Consider the following 22,911-nt stretch of genomic DNA (forward strand, 5'->3'; position numbering starts at 1 on the left):
TTTTAATTTCCTTTTATAGAATCTTCAATGGCAGACATATTGGTTTTTAGTCTTACCAAATATCTGTTAAGAACCTCGTCATCATCTTTGTTAAGACTCTGTCTCAGCTTCTGAATTTTTTTATACGATTTTTCGAAATCTTTTGCGGATCTGTTTTTCCCCTGTAAATTATTGGCATCGATTGCATATAAATAATTCTGCAAACTATATTTAAGAGCCGTAATTTCTGTATTTAAAGCTGTATTTTTAAACTGAGGAAAAGTAGCAATCAGATTAGAGATTTCGGAAGCATTTACATTTTCTTTTACATTAATTTCAATGCTGTTTTTTGAACCTCTGTCTGAATCAGAACCTTTTGTTTCGCTATAAAAACTAGTCGACAACGGAGAAGCATTTGATTTTTCCGTTGCGCAAGAAGATGTTATAATTATTAGTACTCCGAAAAAGATTAGTCGTTTCATTTTTGTTGCCCCTTTTGATAAAGGATTGGGTTAAGACTTTCATCATTGTACATTTTCATTTGTTTGTACACTTTCATCTTAACATTACCGTTCTCAATATCAGTAAGCAACTGATTAATTGAAGTTGAAAGATCTTCCTGCTGCGTAAGAAGAACATCTAATTTTGCCTTACAATTGGCTCTGTGTTCTTCCGAAGCGGATTCTCTATAGGCTTCTAACGACATATGATAAACCTTTAATGCAAGAATTGACAATCTGTCTACCGCCCATGCGATAGTTTCAGTATTGATTTTTGCTTCAGGTTTAGGAGTTATATTTTCAAACTTATTAAGAAACCAACTGTCGATAAACTCCACCAAATCAGTTCTTTTCTGATTCGATGCATCGATTGTTCTTTTTAAATAAAGAGCTTCAGCTGGATCAATATTTTCATCTCTAATTATATCTTCCAAATGCCATTGAACGGTATCAATCCAGTTTTTAGCATACAAAATTCGTTCCAAAGTGTCTTTTTCGAACGGGTTATTAATTAGAGTGTTAACGTCATCAGACATGTGATAATCTTCAATAGATTGATTGAAGACTTTCCATGCAGTCTCTGTAAAATTCATCAGGTTTTAAAAATTTTTAGTTGCCGGAAGGATTGTTTACGTCAGTTGAAGATTTTTTCTCAGCACCTGGCTTATCTTCTTCCTTTACTGCATCTTTAAATTCTTTAATACCAGAACCTACACCTCTCATTAATTCCGGAATTTTTTTACCTCCGAAAAGTAATACAAGAAGTATTGCTACTATTAAGATGTGTTGCCAAGATAATGACAATATTGTTAGTGTATTCATTTCTAAATTTTTTACAAAGTTAGTCTTTTTTTAATAAGAAACCCAACCTAATGGATCAACTGGTGTGCTTCCATTCCACACCTGAAAATCAAGGGTATAAGTCCCGTCAAAGTCCTGTCCGATCACACCTACAGGCGTACCTGCTGAAACTTGCTGTCCTTTAGAAACACTCACGCTTCCCAAGTTGGAATAGATCGTAAAATAATTACCATGTTTTAACATAACTGTCTTAGTTCCGTCACTGTTTGCCAATACTGAAGAAACAGTTCCTGGAAATACAGATTTTGCACGGGTTCCGGAAGGAACAGCTATTTTAATACCATTATTTTCCTCTTTAATATTTTTATAAATAGGATGTGGCCATGTTCCAAAACGGTGAGTAATCTGACCGATTTTGTCTGCAGGATATCCCAATTTTCCTTTGTTATCTGCAAAATTACTTCCTGCTGCTGTTGTCACACCATAGCTTGTCATGGCTTTTGCTTCGGCAGCTTTTTTGTCATCTTCTTTTTTCTTTTCCGATGCGGCTTCAGCAGCTCTTGCAGCAATTAGTTTATCGGAAGCTTCTTTTGCTTTTGCGGACGCTTCATCAGATGCCTTTTTAGCCGCTACTTTTCTTGCTTCATCTCTTGCTGTAGCTTCAGATCGTGCAGCCTCTTCATTACGCTTTCTTTCTTCTTCAGCTCTTTTTTCAGCCAATTCTCTGGTTTTTCTTGCTTCAACCTCAGCTGCTAATCTTGCTTTTTCTAAAGCTTCGGCTCTGGCTTTTGCTTCGGCTTCGATTCTTGCTTTCTCTCTCTCCGCTGCAATTTTTGCCAAACGAATTTTTTCTGCTTCTGCCTTCTTTCTTGCCTCTTCTTCCGCTTTTGCTATTTTAATTTCTTCGGCAATGATGGATCTAATTTGTCCTTCCAATGCTTTAGACTGAGTTTGTTTTTGTCTAAGTTCAGCCGTTAATTTAGATTCATTTTTCTTGAAATCTGATACCAACTGTTCTTTTTGAGCTCTTTCTGCATTAATAGTTGTTAAATCCTTCTGCTGATTTACCAATAAATTAGCTTTTTCCTTAACAGAATTTTGTCTTTGAACAATAGTCTGCTTAATTTTTGTTGCTACATTTGTAATTTCTGCAGCTTTTTTATCCTGATAATCAGAGTATTGTTTTAAATATTGTACTCTTCTTATAGCTTCTCCCATATTTTTGGCAGAAAGAATAAAGGTCACTTTATTTTGTACTCCTTTATTTTTATAGGCATTTACCAAAACTTTAGCGTAATTGTCTCTAAGAACTTTTAACTCTTTATTTTGGCGGTTGATATCCAGCTGACGAAGATAGATATCGTCTTCGATAAATCTTTTTTCCTTTTGCGTATTATTATAAACTTTTTCTCTTAATGCCAATTTTTTATTAACATTATCAAGATAAGCAATGGAAAGTTTAGATTCCGTTCTTGTCTTTGCTAAATCCGTATTTATTTGTGCAATTTGTTTTTTAAGGTCAGCATTTTGCTTTTGCAGCTGTTCTTTCTTCTGAGCTTGCCCATTGTGGAATCCGAACAATAAAATACCTATTAAAAAGCTAAATTTTTTAATCATTGAATCTCAATTTTCTTATAACTAGATGGCACAGAATAGGGTGTATCCATCCTCGAAAAGTCAAATTTCGTATTTTCTATTAAAATCTGACTGTTTTTACTTCCTTTTATAATTATTTTAACATTTTTTGGAAGCTTTACATTATTGGATTGCAACTCCCAATCACTATATACGATTTCCATCGAGTCATTGGATTTTGCATCTCTCAAATTTACGTTGGTAAGATTAAAATCTTCGGAATATTGCATCATTATTTTGTATTCTCTTTCAATGTTTTCCGTTGATACTTTTATATTTGAAAGTGATTCCACAAGGTAACCATCGTTATTTTTAATAATTTTTGCATTTGTGTCACTTAAAGTGAAAAAAGTTCGTCCTTCAAGCAGTTTTTCAAGATTTTTATAATCAATAAAATTAACGTTTAAAAGGTTATTCAAATAATCAAAGTCCGAATCGATATAATTTTTATTGTATTTATCCATCGCTTTGATTCCGTCAGGAGTGATTAATGCTCTTGCTGCATTAAAAAACAGAAAATCTATTCTTGACCATATTTTTTTATCTGTTTCAATATAAATAATAGCATCAAGAGGACTTACTTTTATATTATCAGCTGTGATTTTACTGTTGATCTTAAGATAATCAAATTGTGGATGAATGTAGATTTTTTGGTAGAAATCCAAGCGGTCACTAATATTTTTATCTTTTTTATCAGGATCTTTTATGTCTGTATTTGCTACAGAAAGACTGTCGGTATTCTGATCTTGCTGACTGGCAACTTTCCTTGCTTTACAACTGTAAATCAGAATGGTAAAAATCAGTAAAGGAATCCACTTTTTCATGCTAAAAATTTGATAAAATGTTGCAATATTAACGCCAAACCACACAAAATATTTGTGTGGTCTGAAGATACTTTATTTAAATTAAATATTTTCTATCCTGAAATTATTTAGACAGAAAATCCAAAACAGAATAATCTCCTAAAGAAATTTCTCTTGCAACTCCGAAATATTGAGCCGAATTTCCAATCATTGAATTCGAAAGATTTCCGTGATTGATTCTTGTATTTTCCTGAATAAGAGAGTTTTCAATATTTGAATTTACAATGATCGTATTATTCCCCAAAGAAACTCCCGGACCAACTTTTGAGTTGGAAATCTTTACGTTTTCACCGATAAAACAAGGCTGAATAATCAATGAGTTTTCAATTACAGCTGAAGCCGGATAATGAGACATTTCTTCTCTTTCGTACTCCAAAATTTTGCTGTTTGTTTCTACCGTTGCGTTTTTATTTCCACAATCCATCCAGTCGTTTACTTTTCCTAGTGAGAATTTTGCGCCTTTTGCTCTAAGATTTTCTAATGCTGTTGTTAATTGATATTCACCACCGTTTTTAATATCATTATCCATGATATAATTGATTTCATTCATCAAAGTTTCAGCGCTGTTGAAATAATAAATTCCAATAATGGCAAGGTCTGAAACGAAAGTCTGAGGTTTTTCAACAAAATCTGTGATGAAACCGTAGTTGTCCAATTTTACAACTCCGAAAGCTGAAGGATCTTCTACACTTTTCACCCAAATTACACCATCCGAATTTTTATCTAAAATAAAATCTGCGCGGAAAAGCGTATCTGCGAAAGCAATTACAACATCTCCTGTCATCGACTGTTCTGCACATTTGATTGCGTGTGCCGTTCCAAGCGGATCGTTCTGATAATAAATGCTTCCTTTTGCTCCTAATTTTTCAGCGATCTGAAGTAGAGATTTTTCAATCTCCGGACCAAAATCTCCAATGATAAAAGCTACTTCTTCAATATTTTCCCCTGCAACTTTAGCAATATCTTCCACCAATCTCTGTACGATAGGCTTTCCTGCGATAGGAATAAGAGGTTTTGGAACCGTAAGTGTATGTGGACGTAATCTGGAACCGCGTCCAGCCATAGGAACAATAATTTTCATAAATTATATAAGTATGTTTTTTTGTTTAGTTTGATCTAATTTTTGATAAAGATAGCAATAAAACTATTGCATGTGATATTATCGATATTAGTTTTAAATATTTGTTTAAATTAAAGAAAAAGAAATTGCTTTTTGCCCAATTAAGTCTAAAGTTTATCTTTTAATTCTGGAGAGTAACATATCTTTTTCAGAATAGATCATAATTCCTGCATAAACAAGGAATAACAGATTTCCGATCCATAAGTTATAATCGAAAAACTCTACAATCACATAGCTGAAAACAGCCAAAAGTATAACGAAGAAAGAAATTTTCTTCATTCTGTAAGGGATTGGATAGTATTTTTGACCTAAAAAATAAGACAGAACCATCATAATAAAATAGGCAGCTAATGTAACCCATGCAGAAACCATAAAACCATATTGTCTTAAAAGAACAAGATTTAAAATGATTGTAATAATTGCTCCTGTCCACGAAATATAAGTTCCTACTCTTGTTCTGTCAGTTACTTTGTACCAAGTCGAAAGATTGTAATAAATTCCAAAAAATAAATTGGCAATTACGATAATCGGAATAATATTGATGGCTATCCAGTATGAACTGTTCGGAACCAATAAAAGTTTGATCCATGAAACATTAGCAATAATTCCCAAAGCGACTACAGACGCGAAAAATGAAAAATATTCTGTCACTTTTGCATAAGTAAGTTTGGCGTTTTCATTTTGCATTTGCTTAAAGAAGAATGGTTCGATTCCCATTCTGTAAGCCGTTACAAAAAGTGTCATTAAAACTGCCATTTTGTAGCAACCTCCATAAGCACCTGCATCGGCATCTTCAATTAAAAATCTTTGAATGAATTTGTCGAAATTTTCATTCACCATAAATGCCAAACCAGCAATCATAATCGGCCATGAATATTTGATCATTTGCAGGAAAAGATCTTTTGAAAATTGAAATTTAACTTTTAAAATTACAGGTAAAACCAACAAAACTCCTAAGAAACTTGCTGCCAAATTACTATAAAAAGGATATGCTACTTTTTCTTTTAAACCTAATTTTAATGAAAATTCCTGTGGAATGTAAAGAAATAAAGCAATCGCAAATGCACTTTGAAATACAGCCTGTATTACTCTGATTGCAGTGTATTTTATCGGTCTGTTGTGAAACCTGAACCAAGCCAAAGGAATCACAAGAATATTATCAAAGAAAGCAATCCATGCGAACCATTTGATGAATTCCGGAGTGTTGGAATAATCAAAAAGATCAGCAATTGGCTGGTTAAATAATAAAACGAGTATTAAAAAAACAGACGATAAACCTGTAAGAAACCAAAATGATGTATTGAAAACTTTTTGTTCATTGTCTTTATCAGACGAAAATCTGAAATAAGCCGTTTCAAAACCGAAAGAAAGGACAATATTTACAAAAGAAATCAATGCATAAAGATTGGTGAAAATTGCAAAAGCACTGTTATCAATATTTTTAATGAACAGATAATTAAGCAAAACGACAATTATCCTTGGCATAATCGCCCCAATTCCATATATAATTGTCTCGTTGAGAAGTTTTTTCAAGATGTGAAATTTTATGCAAATGTAAATAATTAGGAATTGATTTTTTATTCATGACATTAAAATTCATTCATAAATCTTAATTTTGCTTTTTTATAGAAGCTAGACATTAGAAGTTAGAAATTAGGGATTACTATAATTCACAATTTATAACATGAAAATTTTTCTAACTTCTAATTTCTAACATCTAAAGTGAAAAAATGAAAACCTTAATCAAAAACGTAAAAATCGTAAACGAAGGAAAGATCGTTGAAGGCGATATTTTAATTGAAAATGATTTAATTTATAAAATAGATTCCCAAATTTCTGAAGAGGCAGACCAAGTTATCGATGGCGAAGGAAAATATCTGTTGCCGGGAGTTATTGATGATCAGGTACATTTCCGTGAACCAGGCTTGACGCACAAAGGTGAAATCGAAACAGAATCAAGAGCTGCAATTGCAGGAGGTACAACAAGTTTTATCGATCAGCCGAATACTGTTCCAAATGCTGTAACTCAGGAATTATTGGCTGATAAATACGAAATTGCTTCTCAAAAAGCATACGCCAATTATGGTTTTATGATGGGTGGAACAAATGATAATCTGGAGGAAGTGTTGAAAACAAATCCAAGAAATGTTCCCGGAATTAAATTGTTTTTAGGTTCTTCTACAGGAAATATGTTGGTTGATAATCCTGAAACACTGGAAAATATTTTCAGCAATACAAAAATGTTAATTGCCGTTCATTGTGAGGATGAAGCGACTATTAAAGCCAATACTCAAAAATATATGGATGAATATGGGGAAGACATTCCTGTGAAATTCCACCATTTAATAAGAAGTGAGGAAGCGTGTTATAAATCTTCTTCAAAAGCAATTGAGTTGGCAAAGAAAACTGGAGCTAGACTTCACGTTTTCCATTTATCAACAGCTAAAGAAACGGAACTTTTCAGAAATGATATTCCCTTAAAAGATAAAAAAATCACAGCAGAAGTTTGTGTTCATCACTTAACTTTCACGAATGAAGATTACGAAACTAGAGGCGGATTAATTAAATGGAATCCTGCCGTAAAAACGCAAAAAGACAAAGACGGACTTTGGGAAGCTTTGTTGGACGATAGAATCGATGTGATTGCAACGGATCACGCGCCTCACACTTGGGAAGAAAAACAAAATGTCTACACAAAATGTCCTTCTGGAGCGCCCTTAGTTCAACATTCTTTGGTTGTAATGCTTGAAAATTATAAAAACGGAAAAATTTCTTTAGAAAAAATCGTTGAAAAAATGTCTCATAATCCGGCGATTCTTTTCAGAGTTGAAAAAAGAGGTTTTGTGAGAGAAGGTTATAAAGCAGATTTGGTTTTGGTTGATTTAAATGAAAACTGGACGGTTGAAAAAGAAAATATCCTTTATAAATGCGGATGGAGCCCATTGGAAGGAATGAATTTCCATTCTAAAGTTACCCATACTTTTGTTAACGGAAATTTGGTTTATGACAATGGGAAAATAAATGAACAGAAATTCGGGGAGCGATTGCTTTTTGAAGTTCAGGAATAAATAAAAAACGAAGCCTTTTCTAATTTTGAGAAGGCTTCGTTTTTCTAACACTTGTATCTAAAAAAATTAATCAATAGTAATGCCTTCAATTGCTTTTTCCAAAGAAGTTTCCTGAATTCCCGGAATGGCTAAACCTTCTGCACGGAATACGCTCACATCTGAAACACCATAAAAACCAAAAACATTTTTGATATAAGGAACATTAGAATCATAAATCTGATAAGGTCCTTCCGAATAAATATTTCCTGACGTAAAAGCGATATACAGTTTTTTGTTATTTAAAAGACCTTTTGGACCGTTTTCATCGTATTTAAAAGTATATCCTGCTCTTGACGTAAAATCAAAATAAGCTCTAAGAGTCGCCGGAACCGAAAAATTATACATTGGAGAATCGATTACAATAATGTCGGCTTCCTGTAATTCTGAAATTAAATTTTCAGAATATTTGTTGATTTCTTGCTGTTCAGAAGAGTGGCTTTCTGCCGGAGAGAAAAAAGTGTTGATGTGAACTTCTTCTAAAAGCGGAACCAAGTTTTTCGTCAAATCACGTTCTTTTACAACAGCACCTGCATATTTTTCCTGAATTTTTTCAATAACGGCATTTCCTAATTTTCTGCTTGCAGATATTTCAGCTCTAGGGCTTGAAATAATGTGAAGTATGTTTTTCATATTTTTTTTAATTAAAATTTCTACAGCAAAATTATGTACATTTGCTTATCAAAAGTTAGTAGTATACAAAAGGTTAGTAGTAACCTTTAGGTTAGTTGAAAAATTGAAACATATGGAAAATACTATAGTTTTAGAAGAACCGATAACTGCCCAAAAATGTTCAGAGAATCTTTCTTCTGTTGAAGATGCAATCTATGTTATCGGCGGAAAATGGAAGCTGAAAATCATTATTGTTTTACAGGAAAGCGGGAATATCCGTTTCAATGAACTTCAACGAAATATTCAGGGAATTTCAGCGAGAGTACTTTCAAATGAATTAAAAGATCTTGAACTGAATGGTTTTGTAAAAAGAGTTGTTCATGCCGAGCAAACTCCGGTTGTTGTAGAGTATATCTCGACGGATTACAGCAGAACACTTAAGCCTGTTATCATGGCGCTTTCACAGTGGGGGAGAACTCATAAACGAAAAATTAAAGAAGATATGCGTTAATCAAAATAAAAAACGACTTCAATTTGTGCAGTCGTTTTTAGTTTATAACACTTCTGTCATTTCGACGAAGGAGAAATCTATTTATATATACAGATTACTCCGCTTTTGCTTTATTCAGAATGATTACTTTCTAGGCTTCGCACTCATATAAAAACTCAATTTTCCGCCATTCATAATATCAGAATGTTTCAATGTGAAGTTTTTTATTTCTTTTCCATTTAAAAGAATTTTTTCAACATACACATTTTTCGGACTTTGATTAATTGCTTCGATTTCAAACGTTTTTCCGTTTTCTAAATTTAAAACAGCATTATCAATCGCTGGACTTCCGATCGCATAATCTTCTGAACCCGGAGCCACAGGATAAAAACCAAGCGAACTCAAAATATACCACGCACTCATTTGTCCCGCATCATCATTTCCACCCAATCCATCTGGAGTTGCTTTATATTGCATTTCTAAGATTCGTCTAATCTGTGCTTGAGTTTTCCAAGGTTGTCCTGCCCAATTGTAGAAATAAGCAACATGATGCGCCGGTTCGTTTCCATGAACATATCCGCCGATGATTCCTTCTCTTGTAATATCTTCGGTATCTGCAAAAAATTCGTCTGGTAAATGCATCGTGAACAATTCATCCAGTTTAGAAGCAAATTTTTTCTTTCCGCCCATTAATTGAATTAATTCGCCCGGATTTTGAGGAACAAAGAAACTGTAATTCCAAGAATTTCCTTCAATAAAGCCTTGTCCATGAGTACTTAAAGCATTAAAATCTTTCTTAAAACTTCCATCCGCCAAACGAGGACGCATAAACCCGACTGTTTTATCAAAATTATTTTTCCAGTTTTCAGAACGTTTGATGAATTGATTGTAGATCTCCGTTTCACCCAAATGTTTCGCCAATTGAGCAATCGTCCAATCGTCATAAGCATATTCTAAAGTATTGGAAACTGAAGTTCCATTTTTTTCTGCAGGAATATATCCTAAATCAATATATTGCCCGATACCTTCGTAATCTCTTTTGTTAGCAGTTGTAACACAAGCTTTCAATGCTTCTTTTGCATCACCTTGATAATTTCCTTTGATAATCGCATCTGCAACGACACTCACGCTGTGATAACCACTCATACACCAATTGTCATTCGCATAATGCGACCAAATTGGTAACATTTTCATCGAAAACTGATCGTAATGAGCCATCATCGATTTCACCATATCGCCATTTCTTTTCGGCTGAATAATATTAAAGAAAGGGTGAAGCGCACGATACGTATCCCAAAGCGAAAAAGTTGTGTAATTAGTAAAATCTTCCGCTTTATGAATGTTTTGATCTAAACCTTTATACTCGCCGTTGACATCATTATAAGTTGTCGGATTGATGAAAGTATGATACATCGCCGTATAAAAATTCGTTTTTTCAGTTTCCGAACCTTTGATGACGATTTTATTTAATTCTTTATTCCAATTTTCCTGTGTTTGCGCTTTTATTTGGTCAAAAGATAAATTTCCTGCTTCTTTTTCCAAGTTTTCCAACGCATTAGTTTGACTTACTGGTGAAATTGCCAACTTGACTTCAATCGCTTCATTTTCATTCGTATCAAAATCAAAGTACATTTTTAGATTTTTTCCTGCGATTTCAGGGAAGTTTTTAGTCTGATCAAATTTTCTCCAAAATCCGCCATAAACCTGCTTTCCATCATAATTTTTCTGACCATAAGATTTAAAAGGTTTTGAAAATTTCATCGCAAAATAAACGGTTCTTGTTCTTGCCCAACCGTTTGTTTGTCGGTAACCTGTAATCGTATTTCCGTTTTCAACACGAACATAAGTCCAAACATTTTTTCCGTCATAATTGTAAATCCCCGCCATTAAATCCAAAATAATGTGCGCCTGATCAGACTTCGGAAAAGTATAACGATGAACTCCGACTCTAGTTGTCGCTGTCATTTCAGCTAAAATATTTGAATCATCAAGTTTTACTTTATAATATCCAGCTTCAGCTTTTTCATTTTGATGTGAAAATCTGCTTCTGTAACCACTTTCAGGATTGGTTGCGGTTCCAGGATTCAATTGTAATTTTCCGACAGTCGGCATAACCAAAAAATCTCCCAAATCAGAATGTCCAGTCCCACTAAAGTGCGTTGAGCTGAAACCTACAATCGTTTTATCTTCATATCGATAACCTGCACAGTATTTATAAACATCACCATTATATTTTCCATTCATTTCGTAGGAAATGGTATCGGTTTCCGGACTTAACTGAACAGCTCCAAACGGTGCCGTTGCGCCGGGATAGGTATGTCCCATTTTTTCAGTTCCAATCAACGGATTAACATATTGGTATAATTTTTCGAATTTTTGAGCATTAATATTTAAACTAAAAAATAAAAGAAATAGAAAAATAGGAGTTCCTGACCTTTTCATGTATGAATATTTTTTCGAAGAGTAAATTTAGATAAAATCAAAGAATAATTATTTATCATTATGTATTTAAAAATTCATTTTTGGAAAAACGCAAAGCCGCAAAGTTTCTAATCATTAATATGTTTTTAAAAGGCAAGAACATTTCGACAGGCTCAATGTGACAAAAGATTTTCAACAAATTATGTAGTATTAAATTTTATCGCAGATAAAATCCTTGCGCCTTAAAACATAATTTTAAATTATAATTTGCGTCTTTGCGTTTGTCCAACAAACACATTTATCACTTTTCAGAAAATCGAAACCCAATTCCATGTAAATTTTCGATAATTACATCTTTTTCATCGGCAAGCACTTTTCGTAATCTTGAAATAAAAACATCTAGACTTCGTCCCATAAAATAATCATCATCACCCCAAACTGCCTTCAAAATATCCTGTCTTTTGAGAACTGTGTTTTTGTGAAGAATGAAATATAGAAGCAACTCAGATTCCCTTTGGGTAAGCGAAATCGTGCTTTCTGTATCTTGTAAAGTGTAGTTTTTAGGATCAAAATTATATTTTCCAATCTTATATTTTTGAGGGAAAGATTCTGTTTTCTTTGAACGTTTTAAGAAAACTTCAATTTTCAGAATAAGTTCTTCAATACTGAATGGTTTTACTAAATAATCGTCGGCGCCGATCTTCAATCCTTTAATTCTATCTTCCTTCAACGCTTTTGCAGAAATGAAAATAATAGGAATTTCGGAATTTTTATCACGAATAAATTGCGCCAGTTCAAAACCATTGATTTCGGGCATCATGATATCTAAAAGACAAATGTCAAAACTTTCTTTATTAAATGCTTCTAACGCAGATTTTCCATCGGAATAGCAGGAAATATCATAATAACTTTCCAAGCTATCCTGAACTAGGAAGGCTATCGTTTTGTCGTCTTCGGCATATAATATTTTAGATTTTTCCATGATTAAATATAGATATTTTAAAATGGCAAAAACAGTGTAGTAGTAATTCCTTTGTCGCTGTTGTTTTCAACAGAAATCTTCCAATTGTGTTGTTGAACGATTTTTTTTACATAAAATAATCCCAGTCCAAAACCGTTTACCTCATCGCTTTTATTTGAATTTACCCGATAAAATTTATCAAAAATATGAGGAATGTTTTTAGAAGGAATTCCTATTCCGTTGTCTTTAAACTTTAAATATAAGCCTTTTACGTCTTTATCTGAGGAAATTATAATGATTGGATTGGTCTCACAATATTTAATGGAATTATCTAAGATGTTGTAAATGATATTGGTAAAGTGAAATTCATCGGCAATAATTGAAAGATTATTGTCAATATTTATTTCGATAGAAAGATTTTCATTTTTATGTTGAATGGAGTCGGCAATTTCCTGAATAAATGGTAATAAAATGATTCTTTGAGGTTTTAAAGATAATCCGGAAGCGTCATTTTTTGCAATATTTAATATTTTTTCGATATGATTATTAAGCTTATAACTTTGATCGGTTATGATGGAAGTATAAGTCTGCAACTTTGGATTTTCCTTTATAATATCCTGCTTTTTTAATGCTTCAGAAGCCAAAAGTATCGACGAAAGGGGAGTTTTGAACTCATGTGTCATATTATTAATAAAATCCCTTTGCAGTTCTGAGAATTTTTTCTGCTGAATAATCGTATAAATAGAATAAACGTAAACTAAAAGGATAATAATCAACGCAAATGTAAGTATATACCAAAAACGTAATGAACTGATTAAATACGTGGTTTTATCCGGAAAACGTATAGAAAAATAATAAACCAGATTTTTATGTTTTGGAAATTTTATAGCTTTATTCGGACTTTCCTGATGCTTGGAAACATATTTTCCATACATCATCTTATCACTTTGGCAATTGTATAATGCGTAAACATAATCGGTATTTATTTGCAAACGTGTAAATTCTGTTTTTAAATAATATTCCAATACTTCGGGATGAAATTCATTATTGATATTGACGACATAATAATCATTGGAAACATTTTGTACGGGACTTTCTGTGAAAGAAGTTTCGCCTCCGGACAATTTTTCAACGACTTCCATTAAGGCAATATTTACCTTTTGATCAAATTTTTTATCCTCAAGATTATAGGCTTGTCGAGTCCACAAAAGCTGAGCTATCAGAATTCCGATGATAGCCACAAACCCGAGTGTAATAATAATATTGAGTTTTTTTATTTCCATTAATGAAGCAATATTATCCAAAAATATCTATTTATCTTTGATCATTAACAACTTGTTAACAAATGTTTGAAAGCGATTAACACGCCGTATTTATTTTCAGCCTACATTTGTGATATCAAAAATAATAATTGGTTTAACCATTAATAAAATTTATATCATGAAAAATTTAAAAATTACTGCACTTTTAGCTGTTTTGGCATTCTCTCCATTTTATGCAAATGTACTTCCAACTGACAACTCGCCTGTTGTAAGAATTCTTGCAGATGTTGCATGGAAATCGGAATCTATCGATGTTGGAAACATTCCTCAAGGAAAACCGAAAGTAATCAGATTCGAATTTACAAATACATCGAAAAAACCAATCGTAATCGAAAATGTAGCGCCATCTTGTGGTTGTACAACGGCAGATTACACAAAAACTCCGATCCTTCCGGGGAAAAAAGGATTTGTAGAAGCTAGCTACAATGCAGCAGCAGCAGGAGCGTTTGTAAAAACTGTAAACGTGACTACAAGTGACAGCAAAACTCCAAAAACACTTACATTTAAAGGAACAGTTGTTGCTTCTTAATTTGGATTAATTTAATCTTGTTCAATATAAAAACAGCCTGATAATTTTTTATCGGGCTGTTTTTGTTTTTTATTAGAAGCTATTTCCAGCTATCCACTGTATCTTTTTTGTTACGGCTTCCGCTTTGCTCCAGCCGCAACAAAAAAGGATGCCGTTTCTATCTGGGCTAGGATTGCAGTCATAAATTTAAATATCAGGAAAATATTTACAAAATTTGTTATTCTATCAGAGATCTAAACACAAATCTCTCCAGTCTAATTTTTGTGCACTTTTGAATTCTTTTTCACAGTAAATTCTATTGAATCTTTGTGGTAAAAATAAAACAACTATTTACAGCATTATTTATCGAATCATTTTAAAGTATCACGTCTCAATATTTGTTATTTTTAGGAAAAATTAAAATATATGAATCTATATACACAACCCATGTTGCGTGAAGATGCACTGAAAGATAAAGTAGCCATCGTTACAGGTGGCGGAAGCGGTCTTGGAAAAGCGATGACCAAATATTTCCTTCAACTGGGCGCAAAAGTGGTGATCACTTCCAGAAATTTGGAAAAATTACAGGGAACTGCAAAAGAATTGGAAGAAGAAACAGGAGGAAAAGTTCTTTGTGTTGCATGTGACGTAAGAAACTGGGATGAGGTGGAAGCAATGAAAGAAGCAGCTTTAAAAGAATTCGGGAAAATTGATATTCTATTAAATAACGCAGCCGGAAATTTCATTTCACCAACAGAAAGATTAACACATTCTGCATTCGATTCTATTTTAGATATTGTTTTAAAAGGAACGAAAAACTGTACACTTTCCATCGGAAAACACTGGATCGATTCAAAAACTTCAGGAACAGTTTTAAATATTGTAACAACTTATGCTTGGACGGGTTCAGCTTACGTTGTTCCTTCGGCTTGTGCAAAAGCAGGAGTTTTAGCAATGACAAGATCTCTTGCTGTTGAATGGGGAAAATATAATATCAGATTCAATGCAATCGCACCGGGACCTTTTCCGACAAAAGGAGCTTGGGACAGATTGCTTCCGGGTGATATGAAAGATCAATTTGATTTAGCTAAAAAAAATCCACTTAAAAGAGTAGGAGAACATCAGGAATTGGCAAATCTTGCCGCTTATTTAGTTTCAGATTTTTCATCTTTTGTAAATGGTGAAGTCGTAACAATTGACGGCGGAGAATGGTTACAAGGCGCAGGAGAATTCAATATGCTCGAAGATATTCCACAGGAAATGTGGGATGCTTTGGAAGCGATGATTAAAGCAAAGAAATCAAATTAATAAGTAATAAAGTAATATTTTCGCTGTCATTCAGAACTAAACGAAGTGGATTGAAGAATCTCTATGAAGAAAGTATAGATTCTTCCTTCGTCAGAATGACAATTCGATTGAAAAATATAATAAGGGTTTAGTTTAAAATTTACAAAACGCTTTAAACAAAGTAAAAAGTAGGTTCTCTATCGGGGAATCTACTTTTTTTATTTTGGTGATTTTACGGTTTAAGTTTAGGTGATTTACTGATATACTTCACTGCGATGCGACATAAATTTGCAGTACAAAATTTTAATAACCAAAACAAACCAAAAAACATGGAAACATTAAAGTCGGTGTTAGAAGCAAACTACACCAAGAAAACAAAAAATGAATTAATTGACTTTTTAACAGGTCTTGAAAAATCATTAACACCTGCTGTTTACGAAAAAGTTTCAGGAATCGAAACTTCTGAATTGGCTGGTCTTTCAAACAAGGAATTATTAAGCATCATCGATGATTTCAAGAAAAATTATGATGAGAAATGGGAAAAATCTTTCGCAGCAGTTTCTTCAGAGGTATTGAAAATGATCGCAGGAAGAATGGCAGCAGATGATCAGGTTTTCAAAACATCAGGAGCGGAAAGTGCAGATTTTGCAGCAGAATTGGGAAGTATCGATTTCGCAAAAATCATTGGAGGTCCGCTTAACGCTTGTGTTACAGCTCAGTCAAACGCTTCAATCAGTACGGTAAACTTCATCAAAGAAGTTGGTTTCGAAAAAGACGGAGAAGAAGATAAACTTCGTATGGCGGAATTCAAGTACAAGAAAAACGTACCAAACCCGAATTACAAAAACGAAACTGATACTCCGGATGAAGAACCAACAATGGAGCAGGAAGTTGAAATTTCAGTTCCTTTCATCGCATTATTGAACGTTCCAAGCTTCAGAATCGAAACTTGTGAAGTTGATTTTAACGTAAAATTAAATTCAACGTATACAAAAGACGTAAGCGACGAATTCGGTATCAAAGCTGGAGTTTCAGGAGGCTTCGGACCAGTGAAATTCAACGTAGACGTTTCTTACAAGAGAACTTCGAGTACAGGAATTAAAGTGGAAAAAGAATATTCTCTTGGAGTAAAAGTGAAGGCTACGAATGACGAAATGCCTGCAGGATTGGAAAAAGTTCTTGGATTGCTTGCTCAATAAAAACTTTTACGAGAAATGATTAAATTATCAGATTACCTGAATTATCTCAACAACGAGATAATTCAGGCTCGTAAAAAAGCAGACGAAAATGCGATCGAAATTGCAAAAGAGTATGCTCAACACGAGTATTTAAAGTTTTTTAAAGTTCCGAGATATTCACTTCCGAGTGTGAAAATGGATATTCCCATCAAAATCACCGATATCGATTCTGATGCGGATAAAAATTTCCCTCTGAATGAAACAAAGCTGATTCAGGATGTGAATGAGAGAATCCTTGTTGTAAATAAGGAAAGACAATTGAATATTAAACCAATTTCAATAAGAAATATTCAGACTGAAGATTTTAAATATTTATTGAATAACGTAAGAGGAAACAGCAGACTGGAGACAGGCGGACTTTCGAAAATTGAAACAACAACGCAAACTCCGGATATTAAAACTCCGCCGACAAGAGCAATTGCTGCTAATCCACCAATTCCTACAAAATCTGTGGATAAGCCAATTGAAGGAACTTCCACAGAAGAAGAGTCTCAGGTTTTAACAGAAATTTACACGAATATTTTGAACAGATACAGTTTAATCAATTCAAAATTAAACAATATTTACATCGATCCGAACACCAATTCTGCCGAAGACAAAGATAAATTATTCATCAATCTTCATGTAGAAATGGAAGAAGAAGGCATCAGAATCGTTTCCTATCAGGATAAAGACGGGAAAACTATCGAACAAATAACTTTTGAATAATGCAGGAACTCGTTCATCATACGATACAGAAAATTCAGGAATTGCTGGAACATTTTAATAAAGTTCAGGAGCTTTATCTGTCGAAGTCTTTCGATTTTGATGGGCAGTTTGAAGCATTTCTTCATCAATTTTTAGACTATTTAAAAAATAAAGGAAATACAACTCACGAATCCGAAGTGTTGAAGGTTATGAACATGATTTCAACGGTGAAAAGAGGTTTTAATCCTGTTCAGATGGAAAAAATCGGAAACGGGAAACGCGAACTTCTTTGGGGATTTTCATTCAATGGGATGGAAAGTATTCACGGATTTTTGATGGAAATGTACAATAAAGAACAAAAGAAACTGGATGAAGCCGAAGAGTTGCTTTCCGGATTAGTGGTTTCTTTATATCAAAATGGAATTCTGGATGACAAGATTGTAAAAGATCTAAATTCTGTTCCAAAAATTGAAGTCTTCTGGAATTCACTTGTGAATCAAAACACGCAGATTTCTGGGATTAATAAAAAACTAAGATTGACTATGATTTCGGAAGATATTTTCCTTGTCTTGGAAAAAGTGCTTTTGAAATTACTTTAAAAAACAAATCGCCATGGAAAAAGAAAGATATATTGTTGTTCTTGAAGATCAACAGAAAAATTCCCTCAAAAAAGTCGAGAATGAGCTTGAAGTAACTATTACCTCATCAGAATTTTTATCGTCAGAAAATCGTTCATACGATGTGATTGATAATGACAACGGAGTTTTATATAAAAATTTGGGAATTCTTGTTGTAGAAAATATGGATGAAGCACAACTGAAAAGTGCTGTAAAAAACGATTCGAATCCAATCGTTTATTTTGAAAAAGAAAGAGAATTTTTTTCGGCTGATGAATTATCAATTATTAACGAATTGAAAAAACAGTCTGCAGAAATTGCCGACAAAATCACTGAGCTGGAAAAATATATTATAAATAAACCTCTGCCACAAAAATCTTTGGTGGAAATGGAGTGGGGTTTAAAAGCTTTAGGTCTTGGAAATTCCCTGTATACAGGAAAAGGTGTCGATATCTGTATTTTGGATACAGGTCTTGAATTATCGCATCCTGATTTTTCGGGAAGAGAAATCGAAGGTAAATCTTTTATCGCTGGAGAAGACTGGAACCGCGATCCGAATGGTCACGGAACGCATTGTTCGGGAATTGCAACAGGAAATATTAGGCTTGACAATGGAAAACGTTACGGAATTGCAAAAGAAGCCAATTTAAAAATCGCTAAAGTTCTTTCCGATGCCGGAAAAGGTACAACGAGCAGTGTGATCGATGCGATTGATTGGGCGATTACAAAGAAATTCAGGATTTTATCCCTTTCATTGGCTTCTGCCGTAAAACTGAATGATGCACCTTCATTACTTTTTGAAACCGTGGGAGCAAGAGCTTTGGAAAATAATTGTTTAATCATCGCAGCAGCAGGAAACGACAGCAGTCGACCTTCTGTACCAAAACCAGTTTCGTCTCCGGCAAATGCAGTTTCAATTATGGCTGTCGGAGCAATCGACGGACAAATGAAAGTCGCTAAGTTTTCCAACGCAGGATTGAATCCGACAACAGGAGGAAATGTGAATATTTGCGCTCCCGGAGTTGATATTATCAGTTCTTATCCTAAGAATTCGAAAAATAAAAGCAGTAATTATTACGCAATGAGCGGAACAAGTATGGCGACGCCTCACGTTTCCGGACTTGTTGCGTTGTATATGGAACAGTTTCCTGAAAAATCTGCCAAAGAAATCTGGGAATTAATAGAAACCAAAGCAAAACCTATCGAAGGATTGAAATACAGAGATATCGGAAGCGGATTAATACAAGCATAAAAAGATGAAAACATATTTAGCAGTTTTAAAAAAAGAAATTGATATTAAGAAACTTGAAAAAGCACTTCAAAAGAAAAATATAAAACTGGCGACTCACTACAAAACCATCGAAGTAGTAAAACTGGAAAGTGAGTTGCCGGTTTCTGAAAAAGATTTTCCGGAGTATTTCCTCTCTGTGGAAGAAGATAAAATAATTTAACAATATAATTCGCGAGTAAGATTTTTCTATTTGGAGAAGTCTTATTTTTGTTTACTTTGTTAATTAAAAGAATTAATATGAATTTTAAACTTCCAAATCTAATTTCAACCGTTGCAGTCGTGCTTTTTTCGCAATCTGCATTGGCTCAGGAAACACCAAAATATGATTATGTAGAGGCTTTTAAGCCATTTTTCTATACGCAAACAGGAACTTCCACAAGGTCTGCAAGCGGACAGCCGGGATATGCATATTGGCAAAATTCAGCGAGCTATAATCTGGATGTGAGTCTGAATGAAGCTAAAAATGAAATCACGGGAACAGCCGAAATCACTTACACGAATAACAGTACAGATAAATTAGGATTTTTGTGGTTGCAGTTGGATCAGAATTTATTTGAAAAAGATTCAAGAGGAAATGCGGTAGTTCCAATGTCAGGAAGCCGAAATGGAGCTCATGGTGAAACATTTGAAGGTGGTTATAAAATAAAATCTGTAAAACTTGACGGTAAAGATGTAAAATATACGATTACCGATACCAGAATGCAGATCGATCTTCCTACAGAATTAAAAGCTCAGGGAGGTGTGGCAAAAATTAAAATTGAATATTCCTTCCTTTTTCCGAAATACGGATCCGACAGAATGGGAATTCAGGATACTAAAAACGGCAAAATCTTTACGATTGCTCAATGGTATCCGAGAATGTGTGTTTATGATGACGTGTTGGGATGGAACACGCTTCCATATTTAGGAGCATCGGAATTTTATCTGGAATATGGAGACATCACAGCAAATATTACGGTTCCAGCCAATCATTATGTTGTAGCTTCGGGAGAACTTTTGAATGCAAAAGAGGTTTACTCTAAAGAAGAAAATAGCAGATGGGAACAGGCAAAAAATAGTGATAAAACGGTAACAATTCACTCAGAATCTGAAGTTGGAAAAAATATACAGACAGGAACAAAAACATGGAAATTTAAGATCAATCAGGCGAGAGATTTTGCTTGGGCTTCTTCTCCTGCATTTATTTTGGATGCAGCGAAAATTAATCTTCCGAGTGGTAAAAAATCAATGGCGATTTCAGCGTATCCTGCAGAAAGTGCGGGTGAAAAAGCATGGGGAAGATCTACAGAATATACAAAAGCTGCGATCGAGCATTATTCTGCAAAATGGTATGAATATACTTATCCTGCAGCAACCAACGTTGCCGGAAACGAAGGCGGGATGGAATATCCGGGAATTGTTTTCTGTCATATGGATTCTAAAGGTGGCGAACTTTGGGGCGTTACCGATCACGAATTCGGACACAATTGGTTTCCGATGATTGTTGGTTCTAATGAAAGATTATTCGCTTGGATGGATGAAGGTTTTAACACATTTATCAACGAACTTTCGACGGAAGCTTTCAATAAAGGTGAATATTACGATAAGAAAAATATCGCTCAGATGGGAGGTTATATCATGAACGATGGTTTTGAACCAATCATGGTTGGTCCGGATAATATGAAGGAAAACAGCATCGGCGTTTTGGCCTATTTTAAGCCTGGAATGGGACTTCAGATATTAAGAGAATCGATTTTAGGTCCTGAGAAATTTGATAAAGCTTTCAGAACGTATATTCAAAGATGGGCTTTCAAACATCCGACACCGTGGGATTTTTTCCACACGATGGAAAATGTTTCGGGTGAAGAACTGAACTGGTTCTGGAGAGGCTGGTTTATCAACAAATGGAAAATCGATCAGTCTGTGAAAAACGTGAAATATGTAAACGGAGATTTCAAAAACGGAGCACAGATCACAGTTGAAAATATCGGACAATTGCCAATGCCTACAACTGTTCAGGTGAAATTTAAAGATGGAACGGAACAAATTGTAAAATTGCCTATTGAAGTTTGGAAAAGAAATAAAGAATGGACATTTAAAGTAGATTCAAATAAAGAAATCGATCAGGTAAAACTGGATCCGAATTCTCAGATTCCAGATGTAGATTCTAAAAATAATCTTTGGACTTCGTCTCAGGCAACACCTGCAGAAAAGATCAATATTAAAGATTTTACCGGAACATACGGAAGTAAAGATCTTCCTATAAAAATTGTGTTTACTGAAAAAAATAATCAATTGTATGGTCAAGGAACGGGTCAGCCGGAATTTGCTCTGGAATATGCAGGAAACAATACCTTTACGTTTGAACAGGCACAGATTTCAATGACTTTCAGTCTGGATAAAAAAACGATTACTTTCAAACAAGGTACAAGAGAATTTAAATTTAATAAAGAATAATTCTACAATAAATTTTTAATACAAATCAAGCTCCGGAAAATTCTCCGGAGTTTTTTTATGAATTTAATTTAATAGGAAACTTTCATATTCATAGCTTTTCTGTGATGAAGAAGTTTTATTTTTGTTTAATTTTAAAATTACAAATAATGAATTTCAGATTTTCAATCGTCTTTCTGATGCTTTTTGCATTGGGTTTTTCACAGGATCTTAAAGTGATGAGTTTTAATATCAGACTAAATTTAGATTCCGACAAAGAAAATTCGTGGACCAACAGAAAACAGGATGTTGCAGATTTATTAACCTATTATCATCCAGATTATTTTGGTGTTCAGGAAGCGCTTCCTGAACAAATGAAGGATATTAAAAACGGATTGAAGAATTACGATTATGTAGGCGTTGGAAGAGATGACGGAAAAGAAAAAGGTGAATTTTCTGCAATTTTTTATGATACAAACAGACTTCAGGTTTTGAATTCGGGAACATTCTGGCTTTCCGAAACTCCTGAAAAACCATCGAAAGGTTGGGACGCGGCTTTGAACAGAATCTGTACCTATGCTGTTTTCAAGGATAAAAAATCAAAGAAAGAATTTATGGCGTTAAATCTTCATTTTGATCATATCGGAAATATTGCAAGAGTAAAATCTTCTGAATTAATTTTAAAGAAAATCAAAGAAATTAATCCTAAAAATCTGCCTGTAACGGTGAGCGGCGATTTTAATTTAACAGAGGATTCTGAACCGATCAAAATTATGTCACAAAACTTACAGGATACTTATTATCATTCAGAAACAAAACATTACGGACCGAAAGGAACTTTTACAGGTTTCAACGTAAATGAAGTTCCGAAAGACAGAATTGATTATATTTTCGTGAAAGGTTTTAAGATAAAATCTCACAGACACATCAACGACAGAAGAGAAAATCTGTTGTATCCGTCGGATCATTTTCCGGTGTTGGTGGATTTAACATTTTAAAATTAGTTTAATCAAAGATTGCTACGGAATGGCAAATAAAACGTCCATTTTGTGGTATGAAAAAT

The 22,911-nt window shown here is 33.8% G+C and carries 22 protein-coding genes; 11 read left to right on the forward strand and 11 right to left on the reverse strand.

Going from position 1 to position 22,911, the window contains the following annotated elements; genetic code table 11:
- Positions 1–2: 2 nt before the first annotated feature.
- The 7 genes from ABD940_RS12745 to ABD940_RS12775 form a co-directional block, all read right to left on the reverse strand.
- Positions 3–461, reverse strand: a complete 459-nt coding sequence (locus tag ABD940_RS12745; protein ID WP_345204427.1) for a hypothetical protein — start codon at positions 459–461, stop codon at positions 3–5.
- Complete coding sequence (locus tag ABD940_RS12750) at positions 458–1,072, reverse strand: DUF4254 domain-containing protein (protein WP_345204430.1); 615 nt, start codon at positions 1,070–1,072, stop codon at positions 458–460. Before ABD940_RS12750 ends, ABD940_RS12745 begins: the two co-directional genes overlap by 4 nt.
- Positions 1,073–1,088: 16 nt before the next feature.
- Positions 1,089–1,301 (reverse strand): Sec-independent protein translocase subunit TatA/TatB, encoded by a 213-nt coding sequence (locus ABD940_RS12755; protein WP_345204433.1) that lies wholly within the window; start codon positions 1,299–1,301, stop codon positions 1,089–1,091.
- A 30-nt stretch (positions 1,302–1,331) separates the two neighbouring features.
- Positions 1,332–2,897, reverse strand: coding sequence for a peptidoglycan DD-metalloendopeptidase family protein (locus ABD940_RS12760; RefSeq protein WP_345204436.1), 1,566 nt, complete (start codon positions 2,895–2,897; stop codon positions 1,332–1,334).
- Positions 2,894–3,739 carry a lipoprotein insertase outer membrane protein LolB1 gene (gene lolB1 / locus ABD940_RS12765; protein WP_345204440.1) on the reverse strand — a complete coding sequence of 282 codons (846 nt, stop codon included), beginning with the start codon at positions 3,737–3,739 and terminating at the stop codon, positions 2,894–2,896. Before lolB1 ends, ABD940_RS12760 begins: the two co-directional genes overlap by 4 nt.
- Positions 3,740–3,842: 103 nt before the next feature.
- Positions 3,843–4,859, reverse strand: coding sequence for a sugar phosphate nucleotidyltransferase (locus ABD940_RS12770; RefSeq protein ID WP_345204443.1), 1,017 nt, complete (start codon positions 4,857–4,859; stop codon positions 3,843–3,845).
- A 153-nt stretch (positions 4,860–5,012) separates the two neighbouring features.
- On the reverse strand, positions 5,013–6,431 hold the full coding sequence (locus ABD940_RS12775; protein ID WP_345204446.1) for a lipopolysaccharide biosynthesis protein: 1,419 nt from the start codon (positions 6,429–6,431) through the stop codon (positions 5,013–5,015).
- A gap of 197 nt (positions 6,432–6,628) precedes the next feature.
- Here ABD940_RS12775 and ABD940_RS12780 point away from each other — a divergent pair, with 197 nt between their 5' ends.
- Positions 6,629–7,966 (forward strand): dihydroorotase, encoded by a 1,338-nt coding sequence (locus ABD940_RS12780; protein WP_345204447.1) that lies wholly within the window; start codon positions 6,629–6,631, stop codon positions 7,964–7,966.
- Between the two features lie 66 nt (positions 7,967–8,032).
- Here the strand turns inward: ABD940_RS12780 and ABD940_RS12785 are convergent, their stop codons facing one another.
- Complete coding sequence (locus ABD940_RS12785) at positions 8,033–8,635, reverse strand: FMN-dependent NADH-azoreductase (protein WP_345204448.1); 603 nt, start codon at positions 8,633–8,635, stop codon at positions 8,033–8,035.
- 112 nt (positions 8,636–8,747) lie between these two features.
- Here ABD940_RS12785 and ABD940_RS12790 point away from each other — a divergent pair, with 112 nt between their 5' ends.
- Positions 8,748–9,125: a winged helix-turn-helix transcriptional regulator gene (locus ABD940_RS12790; RefSeq protein ID WP_345204451.1), complete on the forward strand. Its 378-nt coding sequence runs from the start codon at positions 8,748–8,750 to the stop codon at positions 9,123–9,125.
- Positions 9,126–9,248: 123 nt separating this feature from the next.
- Here ABD940_RS12790 and ABD940_RS12795 read toward each other — a convergent pair whose 3' ends face one another.
- The 3 genes from ABD940_RS12795 to ABD940_RS12805 form a co-directional block, all read right to left on the reverse strand.
- Positions 9,249–11,546: a GH92 family glycosyl hydrolase gene (locus tag ABD940_RS12795; protein WP_345204454.1), complete on the reverse strand. Its 2,298-nt coding sequence runs from the start codon at positions 11,544–11,546 to the stop codon at positions 9,249–9,251.
- A 280-nt stretch (positions 11,547–11,826) separates the two neighbouring features.
- Complete coding sequence (locus tag ABD940_RS12800) at positions 11,827–12,507, reverse strand: response regulator transcription factor (protein WP_345204456.1); 681 nt, start codon at positions 12,505–12,507, stop codon at positions 11,827–11,829.
- Positions 12,508–12,524: 17 nt separating this feature from the next.
- Complete coding sequence (locus tag ABD940_RS12805; protein ID WP_345204458.1) at positions 12,525–13,769, reverse strand: ATP-binding protein; 1,245 nt, start codon at positions 13,767–13,769, stop codon at positions 12,525–12,527.
- A gap of 157 nt (positions 13,770–13,926) precedes the next feature.
- On the opposite strand from ABD940_RS12805, the gene ABD940_RS12810 reads away from it, so the two are divergent.
- The 9 genes from ABD940_RS12810 to ABD940_RS12850 all read left to right on the forward strand — a co-directional run bounded on the left by ABD940_RS12810 (position 13,927) and on the right by ABD940_RS12850 (position 22,846).
- Positions 13,927–14,337, forward strand: coding sequence for a DUF1573 domain-containing protein (locus tag ABD940_RS12810; RefSeq protein ID WP_345204461.1), 411 nt, complete (start codon positions 13,927–13,929; stop codon positions 14,335–14,337).
- A gap of 405 nt (positions 14,338–14,742) precedes the next feature.
- Positions 14,743–15,624 (forward strand): SDR family oxidoreductase, encoded by an 882-nt coding sequence (locus tag ABD940_RS12815; RefSeq protein ID WP_306617639.1) that lies wholly within the window; start codon positions 14,743–14,745, stop codon positions 15,622–15,624.
- A gap of 308 nt (positions 15,625–15,932) precedes the next feature.
- Positions 15,933–16,802, forward strand: coding sequence for a DUF2589 domain-containing protein (locus ABD940_RS12820; RefSeq protein ID WP_345204466.1), 870 nt, complete (start codon positions 15,933–15,935; stop codon positions 16,800–16,802).
- A gap of 15 nt (positions 16,803–16,817) precedes the next feature.
- The gene (locus ABD940_RS12825; protein WP_345204468.1) at positions 16,818–17,549 is read left to right on the forward strand and encodes a hypothetical protein; all 732 of its coding nucleotides are present in this window, start codon (positions 16,818–16,820) and stop codon (positions 17,547–17,549) included.
- Positions 17,549–18,127, forward strand: a complete 579-nt coding sequence (locus ABD940_RS12830) for a hypothetical protein (RefSeq protein WP_345204471.1) — start codon at positions 17,549–17,551, stop codon at positions 18,125–18,127. Before ABD940_RS12825 ends, ABD940_RS12830 begins: the two co-directional genes overlap by 1 nt.
- Before the next feature lie 13 nt (positions 18,128–18,140).
- Positions 18,141–19,397, forward strand: coding sequence for a S8 family serine peptidase (locus ABD940_RS12835; protein ID WP_345204473.1), 1,257 nt, complete (start codon positions 18,141–18,143; stop codon positions 19,395–19,397).
- Between the two features lie 4 nt (positions 19,398–19,401).
- Entirely contained in the window at positions 19,402–19,596 is a 195-nt protein-coding gene (locus tag ABD940_RS12840) for a hypothetical protein (protein ID WP_345204478.1), read from the forward strand.
- A gap of 77 nt (positions 19,597–19,673) precedes the next feature.
- Positions 19,674–21,872 carry a M1 family metallopeptidase gene (locus tag ABD940_RS12845; protein ID WP_345204480.1) on the forward strand — a complete coding sequence of 733 codons (2,199 nt, stop codon included), beginning with the start codon at positions 19,674–19,676 and terminating at the stop codon, positions 21,870–21,872.
- A gap of 146 nt (positions 21,873–22,018) precedes the next feature.
- The gene (locus tag ABD940_RS12850; RefSeq protein WP_345204482.1) at positions 22,019–22,846 is read left to right on the forward strand and encodes an endonuclease/exonuclease/phosphatase family protein; all 828 of its coding nucleotides are present in this window, start codon (positions 22,019–22,021) and stop codon (positions 22,844–22,846) included.
- Positions 22,847–22,911 lie beyond the last annotated feature (65 nt).

Source organism: Chryseobacterium ginsengisoli, from assembly GCF_039542325.1.
GTDB classification, from domain to species: domain Bacteria; phylum Bacteroidota; class Bacteroidia; order Flavobacteriales; family Weeksellaceae; genus Chryseobacterium; species Chryseobacterium ginsengisoli.